The sequence below is a fragment of the Tautonia sp. JC769 genome (assembly GCF_040717455.1).
In the GTDB taxonomy this organism is placed as follows: domain Bacteria; phylum Planctomycetota; class Planctomycetia; order Isosphaerales; family Isosphaeraceae; genus Tautonia.
This window is the reverse complement of record NZ_JBFEFH010000029.1, coordinates 53,151-68,244: the sequence shown is the minus strand read 5'-3', so window position 1 is coordinate 68,244 and position 15,094 is coordinate 53,151. Positions and strand designations below refer to the sequence as shown.

10 protein-coding genes are annotated in these 15,094 nt (G+C 69.9%); 5 read left to right on the top strand and 5 right to left on the bottom strand.

Going from position 1 to position 15,094, the window contains the following annotated elements; all coding sequences use genetic code 11:
- Positions 1-285: 285 nt before the first annotated feature.
- The 5 genes from AB1L88_RS22635 to mog form a co-directional block, all read right to left on the bottom strand.
- Positions 286-2,634 carry an arylsulfatase gene (locus AB1L88_RS22635; protein WP_367098964.1) on the bottom strand — a complete coding sequence of 783 codons (2,349 nt, stop codon included), beginning with the start codon at positions 2,632-2,634 and terminating at the stop codon, positions 286-288.
- Positions 2,635-2,700: 66 nt separating this feature from the next.
- Positions 2,701-5,052 (bottom strand): arylsulfatase, encoded by a 2,352-nt coding sequence (locus AB1L88_RS22630; RefSeq protein WP_367098963.1) that lies wholly within the window; start codon positions 5,050-5,052, stop codon positions 2,701-2,703.
- An 82-nt stretch (positions 5,053-5,134) separates the two neighbouring features.
- Positions 5,135-6,133 (bottom strand): HAD family hydrolase, encoded by a 999-nt coding sequence (locus AB1L88_RS22625; protein ID WP_367098962.1) that lies wholly within the window; start codon positions 6,131-6,133, stop codon positions 5,135-5,137.
- A gap of 288 nt (positions 6,134-6,421) precedes the next feature.
- On the bottom strand, positions 6,422-7,978 hold the full coding sequence (locus tag AB1L88_RS22620) for an arylsulfatase (protein WP_367098978.1): 1,557 nt from the start codon (positions 7,976-7,978) through the stop codon (positions 6,422-6,424).
- A gap of 307 nt (positions 7,979-8,285) precedes the next feature.
- Complete coding sequence (gene mog, locus AB1L88_RS22615) at positions 8,286-8,825, bottom strand: molybdopterin adenylyltransferase (protein ID WP_367098961.1); 540 nt, start codon at positions 8,823-8,825, stop codon at positions 8,286-8,288.
- A 149-nt stretch (positions 8,826-8,974) separates the two neighbouring features.
- On the opposite strand from mog, the gene AB1L88_RS22610 reads away from it, so the two are divergent.
- From AB1L88_RS22610 to AB1L88_RS22590, 5 genes are all read left to right on the top strand, one after another.
- On the top strand, positions 8,975-9,226 hold the full coding sequence (locus AB1L88_RS22610; RefSeq protein WP_367098960.1) for a hypothetical protein: 252 nt from the start codon (positions 8,975-8,977) through the stop codon (positions 9,224-9,226).
- The gene (locus AB1L88_RS22605; protein WP_367098959.1) at positions 9,223-10,650 is read left to right on the top strand and encodes an amidase; all 1,428 of its coding nucleotides are present in this window, start codon (positions 9,223-9,225) and stop codon (positions 10,648-10,650) included. The genes AB1L88_RS22610 and AB1L88_RS22605 overlap by 4 nt, the downstream gene beginning before the upstream one ends.
- A gap of 155 nt (positions 10,651-10,805) precedes the next feature.
- Complete coding sequence (locus AB1L88_RS22600) at positions 10,806-11,789, top strand: linear amide C-N hydrolase (RefSeq protein WP_367098977.1); 984 nt, start codon at positions 10,806-10,808, stop codon at positions 11,787-11,789.
- A gap of 117 nt (positions 11,790-11,906) precedes the next feature.
- Positions 11,907-13,115 carry a M24 family metallopeptidase gene (locus AB1L88_RS22595; protein ID WP_367098958.1) on the top strand — a complete coding sequence of 403 codons (1,209 nt, stop codon included), beginning with the start codon at positions 11,907-11,909 and terminating at the stop codon, positions 13,113-13,115.
- A gap of 957 nt (positions 13,116-14,072) precedes the next feature.
- Positions 14,073-14,888 (top strand): PEP-CTERM sorting domain-containing protein, encoded by an 816-nt coding sequence (locus AB1L88_RS22590; protein ID WP_367098957.1) that lies wholly within the window; start codon positions 14,073-14,075, stop codon positions 14,886-14,888.
- Positions 14,889-15,094: the final 206 nt, after the last annotated feature.

Below are 15,094 nucleotides of genomic sequence, written 5' to 3'. Positions count from 1 at the left end.
TTCCTCCCAGATCATCGGCACGAATCGAGCGAACATTCAGCAAAACCGGCAGGACCGGCACATTCCGCGCAGGCCGCAAGACTCGCCCCTACCTTCAAGGTCGGGTTCGTCAACGCTCCGCACGCGTGAACGCGCTCAGGGTCGGCCGTCCGTCGCGTCCGGCGGCCCGGGGGATGGCCACCGCGACGCGACGGAAGGTCGTACCCGATGAGGCCCCATTTCCCGGCGAGCGACGTGTCGACGACCGTCCGAGCGGGCCTGGGGGCCGCCGCATCCCGAATCGGGTCAGTCGAGGTCGATGGTGACGGCGTCGAGCCTCCCGGTGAAGCGGAAGGGGATGGCGTAGTCCTCGACGACCGGCGTGCCCGTGTCGAAGCCGATGTCGAGCGTCTCGTCGAGGGTGACGCGATTCGGGATGCTCTTCTCGACGCGTCCCTCGCCGATCTTCGCCTCGTCGGCGAAGAGCGAGACGCTCGCGCCGGCGAAGGGCTCGTCGGCGTCGGTCACGTAGACGGCCTTGAGGGTGACCTCGCCCGTCGGCACCGGCCCGTCGGAGGCGATCGTGAACCGCTCGACCCCGGCGAGGTTGTAGTGATAGACGAGCTTGCCGTCCTGGACGAACAGGCCGTAGCCGGCGAAGCGGCCCCCCTGGGTCAGGAGCATCCCCTCGGCCCCCCCTTCGGGGATAACGACCCGGGCCGTGATCGTGTGGTCCTTGTGCTTCAGGTCGGGGGAGGCCCCCTCGGGCAGGCGCAGGAGGTTCGGATAGGTGAACGAGGTCCGCCCCTCGGTCAGGCTCGGCCGGTTCGCGACGTTCAGGCGTTCGGTCTTGCGGTCGTCGAGCGGCAAGACGTCGTACCGCGCCGCCTCGGCGAAGAAGAGCTTGACCAGTTCGTCGAGCTTCTCGGGGTGTTCGGCGGCGAGGTCCACCGCCTGGCTGAAGTCCTCGGCCACGTGGTAAAGCTCCCAGGGCATGTCCAGCAGGTCGCCGGGCTCGGGCTCGCTCAGCCAGGGGATGCCCCGGAGCGCGCTGGCCATCCAGCCGTCGTGATAGATCCCCTGGTTGCCGAGCATCTCGAAGTACTGGGTGGTGCGGCGGCCAGGGGCGTCGGCGTCGGCGAACGTGTAGGCCATGCTCACGCCCTCGATCGGCTTCTGCGCCACGCCGTCGAACTGCGAGGGGAATTCGACCCCCACCACCTCGAGGATCGTCGGCGCGATGTCGATGACGTGGTGGAACTGGTCCCGGATCTCGCCGCGGGCCTCGATCCCCTTCGGCCAGGAGACCGCCAGGCCGTTCCGGGTGCCGCCGAAGTGGCTGGCGATCTGCTTCGTCCACTGGAACGGGGTGTCCATCGCCCAGGCCCAGGCGGCAGGGAAGTGGTTGTAGTGCAGCTCGCCGCCCAGGGTGTCGAGGGCGGCGAGCTTCAGCCCGAGCGGCTCGGGGATGCCGTTGAAGAAGGTCATCTCGTTGAGCAGGCCGTTCAGGCCCCCCTCGGCGCTGGAGCCGTTGTCGCCCGCCATGTAGAGGATCAGGGTGTTGTCCAGTTCCCCGGACTGCTCGATCGCGTCGACGATCCGGCCGACCTCGTGATCCGCGTGCGCGGTGAAGGCGGCGAAGACCTCCATCATGCGGGCGTAGACCTTGCGTTCGTCCTCGGGGAGCGAGTCCCAGGCCGGGAGCGAGTCGGGGCGGGGGGTGAGTTTCGCGTCCTGCGGGACGACCCCCAGCTCCTTCTGGCGGGCGAAGGTCTGCTCGCGGTAGGCGTCCCAGCCCATGTCGAACCGGCCCTTGAACTTCGCGATCCACTCCTCCGGCGCCTGGTGGGGGGCGTGGGTGGCGCCGGGGGCGAAATAGAGCAACACCGGGCGCTGGGGCGCCACCGCCTTGGCGGCGCGGAGGGTCCGGATGGCGTGATCGGCGAGGTCGGTGGTGAGGTGGTACGGCGAGCCGTCCTCGTTCGTCTCCGGGGCCTCCAGCCGCTTCCTGCCCTCGACCAGGGCCGGGCTGTACTGGTCGGTGTCCCCGCCGACGAAGCCGTAGAAGTAATCGAAGCCCAGCCCGTCGGTCCAGCGGTCGAACGGGCCGACGAGGCTGGTCTCCCAGTCGGGGACGTTGTGGTTCTTGCCGAACCAGGCATTGGCGTAGCCGTACTCGCGGAGGACCTCGGCGAAGGTCGCGGCGCTGGACGGGATGATCCCGCTATAGCCGGGGAACCCGGTGCCGGCCTCGCCGATGACGCCCGTGCCCACCGAGTGATGGTTCCGGCCGGTCAAGAGTGCCGCCCGGGTCGGCGAGCAGAGGGCCGTCGTGTGGAACCGGGTGTAACGCAGCCCGCTCGCCGCGACCCGGTCCATCGTCGGGGTCGGGATCGCGCCGCCGAAGGTGCCCATCTGGCCGTAGCCGACGTCGTCCAGCAGCACGATCAGGATGTTCGGCGGGTCTTGCAGGCCGAACGCGGCGGGAATCTTCAGCTCGGGCTTGACCGGCTCGGAGTCCCTGTAGGTCAGGCCGATCTTGCCCCGGAACGGCCCCTCGGGCGGGGGCAAGACCTCCTGCGACGGGGCGATGGCCGGGACGAGCAGCAGGGCTGCGAGCGCGAGGGGAGAGCGAGCGGTCGACAGTCGGGTCATGGGGCGTTCTCGTGATTGTTGGGGGCGATGATGGGTGGGGATCGCCGCGGTGCCCACGATCTCGGATCACTTGAGCTCGAACATCACCTTGTCGATCGTCCCGGTGAACGGGAAGTCGCCCTCGTCCTCGTAGGCCGGGTCGATCGGGGTGATCGAGTCGCGACCGACCTCGAACGGTTCCAGGCCGTGGCGAATCAGCGACCGTTCCAGCCTCCCCTCGCCGGCCGGCCGGCCGTCGACGAACAGCCTGTACGTGCCGCCGCCCTCCGGGGTGCCGTCCGGGGTGAACTCCGCCTTGAGGGTCACCCGACCCTCCGGCAGATCGACCGTGCCGGGGACGTTGACATCGGCGATGTCGAAGAAGGTGTAGCGAAAGTTCGGCTTGCCGTCCTTGACGTAGAGCGACCAGCCCGCCGAGAACGCGCCGGCGCAGGCGACCACGCCCTCGACGCCGCCCTCGGGGACGGTCAGCTCCGCGGTGACCGCGTGGCCTCTCGGGAAGAGCTGCGGCCCGATGGGCTCGGGGAGCCGGACGTCGTTGCCGAAATACGTCCAGCTCGTGGGGGGCTCGCCGCCGACCCGAAGCCTCGGGTCCATCCGCTCTGACAGCCGGGAATCGAGGGGCAGGACGTCGTATTTCCTGGCCTCATCGAGGAACAGCGCCTGGAGTTCCTCCAGCGTGTCCGGGTTGGCCGCGGCGAGGTCGACGGCCTGGCTGAAGTCCTCGTCGACGTGGTAGAGCTCCCAGGGGGTGTCGAGGAGGTCGCCCACGCGGCCCGAGGTCTGCCAGGGGACCCCGAACCGGCTGCAGGCGAGCCAGCCGTCGTGATAGATCCCCCGGTTGCCGAGCATCTCGAAGTACTGCGTGCGTCGCCGGCCCTCGGCGTCGGCGTCTTCGAAGGAGTAGAGCATGCTGACGCCCTCGATCGGCCGCTGGGGGATGCCGTTGACCTCGGCCGGTTCGGGGATCTCGCACGCCTCCAGGATCGTCGGGACCACGTCGATCACATGGTGAAACTGGGTGCGGAGTCCGCCCTTCGCCTTGAGGCCCGCCGGCCAGTGGACGACCATCGGGTTCCGAGTCCCGCCGAAGTGGCTAGCGACCTGCTTCGTCCACCGGAACGGGGCGTCCATCGCCCAGGCCCAGCCGACGGGGACGTGCGGCTCGCTCGTCGGCCCGCCGATCTCGTCGATCCGGTCGATCGTGCTCTCCAGGCCGAGTTGGACGCCGAGCAGGCTGGCGAGCTCGCTGAAGGTGCCTTCGAGCCCGCCCTCGGCGCTGGCCCCGTTGTCGCCGACGATGAAGAGGGTCAGCGTGTTGTCCAGCTCGCCGGAGGCTTCCAGGCTGTCGATCAGCCGGCCGACCTCGTGGTCGGTGTGGGCCATGAACTCGGCGTAGTTTTCCATCAGGCGGAGGTAGACACGCCGGGCATCCTCGTCGGTTTCGTCCCAGGCGGGGAGCTCCTCGGGCCGGGGCGTGAGCCTCGTCCCCTCGGGGATGACCTTCATCTCCAGCTGCTTCGCGTGTGTCAGCTCGCGCTGCCTGTCCCAACCGTGGTCGAATCGGCCCTTGTATCTGCCCCGCCAGTCGGCCGGGACATGGTGCGGAGCGTGGACGGCGCCGGTGCTGAAGTAGGCGAACCAGGGCCTGTCGGGGTCGGCCGCGCGGACGTTGCGGGTCCAGGCGATCGCCTCGTCGGTCAGGTCCTCGGTGAGGTGATAGCCCTCCTCGGGGGTCTTCGGGGGGGCGACCGGGACGGTGTTGCGGTAGAGCGTCGGGTAGAAGTGGTGGGCCTCCCCCTGGTTGAAGCCGTAGAAGTAGTCGAACCCCAGGCCGGTCGGCCAGCGGTCGAACGGCCCGGCCGGGCTGATCTCCGGCTCGGGGGTATTGTGCCACTTGCCGAACGCGGCGGTGGCGTATCCGTTCTGGCCCAGGATCTCGGAGACCAGCGCGGTGCTCCGGGGGATGATTCCGGTGTAACCGGGGTAGCCGGTCCCCATCTCGATGATGACGCCGGTGCCGACGGTGTGGTGGTTCCGCCCGGCGAGCAGCGCCGCGCGGGTCGGGCTGCACAGGGCCGTCGTGTGGAACCGGGTGAAGGAAATCCCGTTGTCGGCGAGCTCCTGGAGGTTCGGCGTGTCCACCGGCCCGCCGAAGGTCGAGCACATCCCGAAGCCGACGTCGTCGAGGAGGATCAGCAGCACGTTCGGGCTGCCTTCCGGGGCCTCGACCGGCTCGGGGTAGTCGGGCGTGGAGTCGGCGTAGGTGCGGCCGATCTTGCCGCCGAACTCCGGGTCGGGCCGCGGGAGCTGCCCGCCGTCGGGGCGAGGGGCGTCGTCCTGGGCTCGAAGGCCGGCCCCCATGACGAGGGCCGTCGTCAACGCAACCGCCGGGAAGGCGATCCATGGGGCTCGCATGTACATGGCTCCCTGTTCTTTTCCGGGTGAATGTCCGGGTGACGGGCTCACGGGGCGGAGTCGCGTCCCGAGTGCCTCAGGATCATCGCGAGCCGCCGGGAAAGATCGACTCCCAGTCGCGTTTCATGTCGATGACGACCCATCCGCGATCCGGCGCCTCGTCGAGGGCCCGGTCGAGTCGGCCGACGTGGGAGTCGCGGTCGTAGGCGTATTCCCGATCGGCGTCGGTGTGGTGGACGATCAGGCCGAGCCGGGGGCCGGGCCCGGCGGTCGTCCAGCGGAGCATCTCGTAATCGCCGTCGGAGTTGCCGACGGCCAGGATCGGCCTCCGTCCGATGTGAGACTGGATGCCGACGGGCTTGCCCGGCCCGTCGTCGATGAAGCTGATCCTGGGCTCCCGGACGATCGTCGGCTCATCCCCCTGCTCCTCGAAGCGCAGGGCGATCGTGCTGCCGACGACCTGCTGGGTCGGGATCCCGTAGGCCGGCTCGGCGAAGTTGCGGACGAACTCGACACCCCCGCCGGTGACGATGAAGGTCGAGAAGCCGTGACTTCTCAGGAAGTCGAGCAGCTCGACCATCGGCTGGTAGGTCAGCTCGGTGTACGGTCGGCCGAAGCGGGGGTGGCGGGCGGTGGCGAGCCAGTCGCGGGCCATCGCCTCGAACTCCTCGGGGGTCATGCCCCCGTGGGTCGCGGCCACGAGCTCGGCGATCCCGGCCTCGCCCAGCCCGGCCAGGGCCTCGAAGTCCCGGTCGAGGACGGCCTTGAATCCGGGCCGATCGGCCAGCGCGGGTTCGGCCTCGACCATCGCGGCGACCCGGTCGGCGATGAAGGCGGCCTGCACGTAGACCGGGCGCTCGCACCAGAGGGTGCCGTCGTTGTCGAACACGGCGATCCGGTCCCCGGGCGTGACGAAGTCGGGCGACCCTTCGGTCGTCACCGCCTCGACGAAGGCGACGATGGCCCCTCGGGACGGGCCATCGTCCCAGGAGGGCAGCGGGTCGTCGGCCCGCGCCGGGGCGGCCGGCCCGACGAGACAGAGGATGAGCGCAAGCGACGCGGTCGTGCGAAAGGCAGTCATGGCTGGTGAGTCCTGGGGGCGGCAATCGGCACTCCGCCGGAAGCCGGGCGGGCGCCCCGCGATGTCGGGCCGATTGCCCTCGTGTTCGACCTCGGCGATTCCAACTATGGGATGGGGCGGCCGGGGTCGTTCGACCCGGGCAAACGGAGGGGAGCCGTCGCGACCCCTCCCGGGCTCAGGATGACCCCGGCCGCCCCGACTCGGCGAAGGGCGATGGGCGCTCCACCGCCCGGGAGGCCCGCGACACGCCCCGCGAGCCCCCCCGGCAAGCGGGGCCTGACGCGGTGCTTAGTCGCTCTGCCCCCCCTCCTGGAGCTTCCGCATCACCTCGTCGAGGTTGAAGCTGGCCGCCTTCTGGCGGGGCGGATACTCGACGAAGGTCTTGAGGAAGTTGCCCACGTAGTCCTGCGCCGGGACGAGCAGGAAGACGCGGTCGAGCAGCCAGTCGTAGTAGGTGTTCGAGGTGATGTCGGCCCGCTCGTACGGATCGGTCCGCAGGTTGAAGATCTTCGGGACCCGCAGGCTGACGAACGGCTCGGCCCAGATCTGGAGCGTGCCCGGCACACGCTGCTCCAGGAAGACGATCTTCCAGTTGTCGTACCGCAGGGCGGTGAGCTGCTGGTCGTCGTTGCAGTAGAGGAACGACTCGCGGGGGCCCTCCTCGGCCTCGCCGGTCAGGTAGGGCACCAGGTTGAAGCCGTCGAGGTGGATCTTGTAGGTCGTCTCGCCGACGGTGTGCCCCTCCAGGAGCTTCTCCTTGACGTCCGGGTCGCCGCCCATCGCGACCAGGGTGGGCAGCCAGTCGAGGTGGGAGACGATCTCGTTCGAGACGCTGCCGGCCTCGATCTTGCCCGGCCAGCGGACCATCGCCGGCACGCGGTAGGCCCCCTCCCAGTTCGAGTTCTTCTCGTTGCGGAAGGGGGTCATGGCCGCATCCGGCCAGGTGTTCATGTGCGGGCCGTTATCCGTGCTGTACATCACGAACGTGTCCTCGGCCAGCCCGAGGCGGTCCAGCGCGTCGAGCACCTGGCCGACGTTCTTGTCGTGGTCGATCATCACGTCGGCGTACTCGCTCATCCAGCGGCCGGCCTGGCCGACGCTCTCCGGCTTCGGGTGGGTCCGGAAGTGCATGTGCGTGAAGTTGACCCAGACGAAGAAGGGTTCGTCCCCCTCGGCCTTCCGCTCGATGAAGTCGATGGCGCGGGCGGCGATGTCGTCATCGATCGTCTCCATCCGCTCCTTCGTCAGGGGGCCGGTGTCCTCGATGGTCTGCTTGCCGACGCGGCCGAAGCGCGGGTCGACCGTCGGGTCGTCGACGTCGGTCGCCTTCGCGTCGAGCACCCCCCGGGGGCCGTACTTCGCCCGGAAGGCCGGGTCCTTCGGGTAGTCGGGGTGCTCAGGCTCCTCCTCGGCGTTCAGGTGGTACAGGTTCCCGTAGAACTCATCGAAGCCGTGGACGGTCGGCAGATACGCGTTGCGGTCGCCCAGGTGGTTCTTGCCGAACTGGCCGGTCGCATAGCCCTGCGCCTTCAGCAGGTCGGCGATCGTCGGGTCCTCGGCCTGCAAGCCCAGCTCCGCACCGGGCAGGCCGACCTTGGTCAGGCCGGTGCGCATGCCGTGCTGGCCGGTGAGGAACGAGGCGCGGCCGGCCGTGCAGCTCTGCTCGCCGTAGTAATCGGTGAAGATCATCCCCTCTCGGGCGACCCGATCGATGTTCGGCGTGCGGTAGCCCATCAGGCCCATCGTGTAGGCGCTGATGTTGGAGCGGCCGATGTCGTCTCCCCAGATGATGACGATATTAGGCTTCTTCGAATCCTGTGCCGACGCCTCGGGAGCCCCGAGCATCGCGGCGAGAATGCCGATGACCCCGAGAGGCACGAGGCCGCGAGAAATCCATCGCATGATGTGTCCCATGGTTCGAGTTGTGTCCTTGCAGCGGATGGGCGGGCAGGAGAGACGTCGCCCCTGCACCGTCAGGACGTCGGACGGCTCGCGAGGACGGGCGGGGACGCGAGCAGGGAGAACGTGAGCGTCTGCATGACACCAGCTCCGGCGACTGATTTCAAGATCCCCGCGATTGACCACGCCCACGCGCCTTGGCCGCGGCCGTCCCGGCTCGAATGCGGGCCTCGCACGCCCTCGACCTCCCCGGTCACTTCTTCGGCCGGAAGGCGGCGATGCGGCCGGGGTCCGTCTCCAAGCGGGGGCCGCCGATCAGGTCGATGCAGTACGGCACGGCGGGCATGACGGCGTCGAGGCACTCGGCGATCGCCCTCGGCTGCCCCGGCAGGTTGATGATGAGGGACCGCCCCCGGATGACGGCGGTTTGCCTTGAGAGAATCGCCGTGGGGACCTTGGTCAGCGAGACCTGCCGCATCAGCTCGCCGAAGCCGGGCATCGGCTTCTCGGCCACGTCGAGCGTGGCCTCGGGCGTCACGTCCCTCGGGGCCGGGCCGGTGCCCCCGGTGGTGACGATCAAGGGGCAGCCTTCGCGGTCGGCCAGCTCGATCAGGGTCGCGGCGATCTGCTCGCGGTCGTCGGAGACGAGCCGCGGGACGGGCTCCCAGGCGGTGGTCAGGACCTCGGAGAAGTATCGGTGGATGGCCGGGCCGCCCCGGTCCTCGTATTCTCCCCGGCTGGCGCGGTCGGAGACGGTGACAATGCCGATGCGGGCGGTCGAGGCGTCGGTCATGGTGCGATCGTCCTTCAAGTCGGGAGGGGAACCCTCGGGTTGACCGGCCTATTGTGCAAGGAGGGCGGCCCGTTGCACAATCGGCCCGACGGCCCGACCCCCGGCCTCGGTATACCGCACTGGACTGGACCGGACTGGAGCGACCGACCATGCGACCGCCCTCCCCCACCCCCTCGCCGACCGCCCCGCCGCAGGAGGTCCCCGAGACCTTCGGCCCGGACGCCTTCCGCGTGCTCGCCCGGGAAGTCCTGCGGCTGGAGATCGCCGACGAACGGTTGGAACCCTTGCGGTCGCTCGTCAACGGCCTGAACGCCGAACTGGCCCCGATGACCCTGGTCGACCTCGACGGCGTCGAGCCGGACGTCGCCTTCGGGCTCGATCCGGAGGGCTGGCCGAGATGATCGACCTGACCCAGACGAACGCCCGGGAGGTCGCCCGCCGGGTCAACGCCGGCGAGTGGAAGGCCGTCGAGGTCGCCCGGTCGGCGCTCGGCCGGATCGAGGTCCACGACGACCGACTCCGCGCCTTCATCACCGTGACGGCCGAGCAGGCCCTGGCCGACGCCGAGGCCGTCGATCGCGCCGTCGAGGCCGGCCGATCCTTCCCGATGGCCGGGGTCCCCCTGGCCGTCAAGGACGGCTTCTGGACCGAAGGGGTCCGGACGACCAACGGCTCGAACGCCCTGCTCGACTTCGTGCCCGGGGCCGACGCCGAGGCCGTCGCCCGCCTGCGCAAGGCCGGCTGCCTGCTGGTCGGCAAGACCTTGATGCACGAATATGCCTATGGATTCACCAGCCAGAACCCCCACTTCGGCGACGCCCGCAACCCCTGGGACCCCTCCCGAGTGCCCGGCGGCAGCACGGGAGGGGGGGCCGTCGCCCTGGCCGCCGGCATGGCCCTGGCGGCCGTCGGCGGCGACACGGGGGGGTCGGTCCGCCAGCCGTCGGCGCTCTGCGGCGTGGTCGGCCTGAAGGTGACGTACGGCCGGGTCAGCCGACACGGCGGGATCCCCCTGAGCTGGTCGATGGACACCGTCGGCCCGATGGCCCGGACGGCCGAGGACGCGGCGCTCATGCTCAGCGTCATGGCCGGTGCCGACCCGAAGGACCCGGCCACCCTGCCCGCCCCGGCCCTCCCCGATCCGATCGCGGCGGACGGGTCCGGCGACCTGCGAGGGCTGCGCATCGGCGTGCCGACGGGCTTCTTCTTCGACCTGGCCGGGCCGGAGGTGGCCGCCTCGGTCCGCGACGCGGTCGAGGTGGTCCGAGGGCTCGGGGCCACCATCGTCGAGGTCCCCTTCCCCGGCCCCGAGCTGGCCCGCGCCGCCCACCGGGCGATCATCTTCGCCGAGGCCGCCGCGGCCCACGAATCGACCGCCCGGACCCCGGCCAACGGCCTGAGCGACGAGGTCCGCAACCTCCTGCTCGCCGGGCTCTTCCTGACGGGCAAGCAGTACCTCGACGGCCAGCGGGTGCGGCGGGTGGTGATCGACCAGTACCGCGAGCTCTGGCGGTCGTTCGACGTGCTCGCCACGCCGACCAGCCCGATCGTCGCCACGCCGATCGGCGAGCAGGAGGCCGAGGCCGCGGGCCAGAAAAGGCCGCTGGTGCAACTGTATCTCGACCACACCTTGCCCTTCAACCTGACCGGCCAGCCGGCGCTTTCGGTGCCGTGCGGGTTCTCAAGCTCAGGGTTGCCGATCGGGCTCCAGCTCGTCGGCCGGCCGTGGGACGAGGCGACCCTGCTGCGGGTCGGCGCCGCGTACCAGGCGGCCACCCACTGGACCGATCGGGTGCCGCCGGGCCTCGACGGCGCAGGCTCTTGACTCGCTCATTGCCGGCGACTCCGCACTCGCCTTCCCGCCGCCACCAGCCTTTCGAGGAGGAGACACACATGAACCACCGTCGATTGTTCCTGGGCCTGGGGGCGGCCCTCGCGTTGCTCGGGCTGCTGGGTCCCGCCGCCCTCGCCTGCACGAGGATGGTCTATCTCGGGCCGGGGGGGCGGATCCTGACGGCCCGATCGATGGACTGGGCGACGGAGATCGGCACCGACCTCTGGGTCTTCCCCCGGGGCATCGAACGTTCGGGCCAGACGGGCGAGAAGACCGTGCGCTGGACCTCGAAGTACGGCAGCGTCACCGCCTCGGCGTTCAACATCGCCACCAGCGACGGGCTCAACGAGAAGGGCCTGTCGGCCAACCTGCTCTGGCTGGCCGAGTCGGAGTACACCCCGTGGACCGGCGAGAAGCCGGGGATCTCCATCGCGATCTGGGCCCAGTACGTGCTGGACAATTTCGCCACGGTCGCCGAGGCCGTCGCCGCCCTGGAGGAGGAATCGTTCGTCGTCCTGACCTCCACGCTGCCCGACTCGGACCGCATGGCGACCGTCCACCTCTCGATCTCCGACGCCTCGGGCGACAGCGCCATCTTCGAATACGTGGATGGCAAACTGGTGATCCATCACGGCCGTCAGTACCAGGTGATGACCAACTCGCCGACCTTCGATCAGCAACTGGCGATCAGCAGCTACTGGGGCGAGATCGGCGGCACGGTGATGCTCCCCGGGACCAACCGCGCGGCCGACCGCTTCGCCCGGTCGAACTTCTACATCAACGCGATCCCCCGGGTGGAGGACCGCCGGGCGGCCACCGCCGCGGTCTTCAGCGTGATCCGCAACGTCTCGGTGCCGATCGGCATCACCACGCCGGACCAGCCGAACATCTCCTCGACCCGCTGGCGCACCGTCGCCGATCACAAGGACCTGATCTATTACTTCGAGTCGGCCGTGACGCCCAACGTCTTCTGGGTCGACCTGAAGGACCTCGACCTCGAGCCGGGGGCGCCGGTTCGGGTCTTGCGGCTCGGGCCGGACCAGCGCGAGACCTTCGCCGGCGAGGTTTCGGACGAGTTCCGACCTTCGGAGCCGTTCACGTTCATGAGGGTCGACCCCGAGGCGGAGTGACCCCTCCCGCGACGCCCCCCCGATCGCCTGGCACGTCAAGGCCGTCTTCGGTACGCTCCTGGGGACCGGCGATCCGGCCCGCCCTCGGCCGATCCTCTTGACGATGGAGCCCCGACGATGTCGCAGTTCGACCTCCCCGCCATCCAGGAATCGCTCTGCCAGTTCGGCCTCGACGGCTGGCTCCTGTACGACTTCCGGGGGAACAACGTGCTGGCCCGGAGGGTCCTCGACCTGGCCCACCGGCCGACCGGCTCGCGGCGGTTCTTCTACTTCATCCCGAGGCAAGGGGAGCCGAGGAAGCTGGTCCACCGGATCGAGCCGGGCGCCCTCGACCACCTGCCGGGCGGGGCGACCGTCTATCTCCGCTGGCAGGAGCTGGAGGCCGGGGTCGGGGCGATGCTCGGCGGGGCGAAGCGGGTGGCGATGGAATACGCCCCTCGGGTGTCGAACCCGTACATCGCCCGGATCGACGCCGGGGTGATCGAGCTGGTCCGGTCGCTCGGGGTCGAGGTCGAGCCCTCGGGCGACCTGATCCAGCGGTTCGAGGCGTCGTGGACCGACGAGCAATGGGCGATGCACCAGGAGGCGACCCGCGTGACGACCGAGGCGTTCAACATCGCCTTCGGCCTGATCGCCGAGCGGACGGGCGGCGGCGGCTCGATCCGAGAGACCGAGGTCCAGCGCGTGATCCTCGACCACTTCGAGCGGCACGACCTGACCACCTACTCGCCGCCGATCGTCGCCGTCGGCCCCCACAGCGGCGACCCGCACTACGAGCCGAAGGCCGGCCAGGACGCCGAAATCCGCGAGGGGGAGTTCGTCCTGATCGACCTCTGGGCCAAGTGCGACCGGCCGGGGGGGGTGTACAGCGACCTGACCCGCGTCGGCTTCGTCGGCCGTGAGGTGCCCGAGCGGTTCGAGGCCGTCTTCCAGGTCGTCGCCCGGGCCCGGGACGCCGCGATCGCCCGCGTCCGGAACGCCTTCCAGACCCGGACCCCCTTGCGGGGGTTCGAGGTCGACGACGCCGCCCGCCACGAGATCGAGGCCGCCGGCTTCGGCGAGGCGTTCATCCACCGGACCGGCCACAGCATCGGCGAGGAGACGCACGGCAACGGCGCGAACATGGACAACCTCGAGACCCACGAGACCCGCCTGGTGCTGCCCCGCACCTGCTTCTCGATCGAGCCGGGCATCTACCTGCCCGAGTTCGGGATCCGCTCCGAGGTGGACGTCTTCATCGACGCCGACGGCGGGGTCCACGTCACCGGGGGGCTCCAGACCCGCGTCCTGCCGATCCTGAGCGACCCGACCGCCTCGGGGCAGTAGGTGCGCCTTCCTGTGCGCCGTGTTGCGCAGCCCGGTGCGCCTCGACGCGGCGGGCCAAACGGCGCGTAACCTCATGGCCTGGAAGAGGTTCCCCGAAATTCCCTTCGGTTCGTTCCGGAACTCGACGGCGGTCCCCGCCCGCCGGGCGTCCGGCTCGCGACAGCAACGAACCGGGCGCAATCGGCTCGGCCGGGGTGCGCTCGCCGGTGCGCCGGCGCGTGCGCGGCTGGTGCGCCGACGAGACAAACCGCAAACCGTTTCTGAAATGAGGGTTAACACAAATCGCGCCGTTCGTTTCGGGAAACGAAGGGGAGGCAATCGGCTCGTTTCGTACGAGGCCAGGGAGCGGGATCGAGGGACGAGTGCCGGATTGCCAAGGAGCGTTGAATCGAAGCGTGCCGTCCGCACGGGAGGGGACGCGGTCGGCGGCGACGGATCGAGGCCGGGGCGCGGGGTCGGCGGTCTCTCCGGACCGCTCCTGGTCGAATGTGGTGGGATCCGAGTGCCCCGGGGCACCCGCTCAACACCGTGAACCCACCGATGAAGACGGCTAGCGGTACTCTAAATCTCGGGATTGAGGGGAGCGGCAGTCACTTTTTGTCCCGGGGATGGGTCGAAAACGACGCGAAGCGGGGACGGGCAGGGAGGAGTCGGCAAGGCGTGTTGACCCGATTCACCGATCGGCGTGGTTTTCATGCAAGGATGGACACAGGGCCGGGGCGGTGGGGGTAGGAACGGTCGAGGGCCCTGCTCGGACACGCGGCGAGCCGACGCGGCCATGGTCGGGTCGCCCCGACGCAGGCGTTGACTGCGGCAGGGGAGACGGGCGGCCAGTCGGCCGGGCGATCGCCGTCCGCGCGGCGGCATCGAGCGTGTGCCCTTCGGACGGCCGCGGGAGCGGCCGGCATCCCCCACGGAATCGCCTTCTCGATCCCTTTGTAGGAGTCACCAGCGTTCATGATTCGTCGATCCATCGGTCTCGGGCTGCTCGCCGTGCTGGGACTGGGTGCCCAGGCCTGGGCGGGGCAGATTTACGTCAACTCTCCTTTGGTGACGATCGACTCGGTCGGCGGCACCGTGGCGAATGCCAAGTATCGCCTGTCGAACACGGGCTTCGACGTGAGCATCGACAACGCCCCCGGCACCGTCACGGCGGCCGACCAGGTGACGGCCACCCTGGGGAACGTGGCGACGACCAGCGGCAAGGTCTTCGACTTCGTGCTGGAGCACCGCGCCGGCGAGGGGATCATCTTCAGCCTCGACGGGCCGGGGTCGCTCGACCGGACGGTCTCGTGGGGCAGCTTCGCGAGCACCCCGGGGGGTTCGAACCGGGCGAACCTCAACGGCCTGCTCCCCCCCTCGGCGTTCAACTCGCTGGTGCTGAGCGCCCGGGCGACGCAGGCGGGGTCGTCGTTCGCCTTCGATGAGCTGAACTTCTCCGGGGCCGGCCTCTCGCTGGTCGACGGGGGCTTCCTGTCGGGCACGGTCACCCCGGGCAGCGGCGACCCGCTGGGCTTCGCCAATCAGCGGCTCTATTCCAGCGTGAACCTGGCCGGGGTCGACTGGACGCTGACCGGGCGGATCTCGGGCACGAAGCTGCTGACCGGCGGCGACGAGACGGTGCGGTTCAACGTCGGCTTCCAGCAGGTGACGGCGGCGGTCGTGCCCGAGCCGTCGACCCTGGCGATGGCCGGGATCGGTTCGGTGGCGCTGGCCGGCGTCGGCCTGCTCCGCCGTCGGAAACAGCGGCGGGCCGATCGAGGGCTGTCCTGATCGGCCGTCCCCCGGACTGAGACCCCGGCGGCGGCGGCACTGTGCCTGGCCGACGACCGCCGGACGTCTCAACGGTCCCTGCCGCGGCGAGGGCGTAGAGGGCCTTAGCGTGTGCCGCGGCCAGGGCCGTCCTTCGTGATTGCCCGTTGAGGCAGAAGCGTGTCGATCCGTGTGCGGGTAGGTGCCGGGCCGGAGCCGTCCCGGGA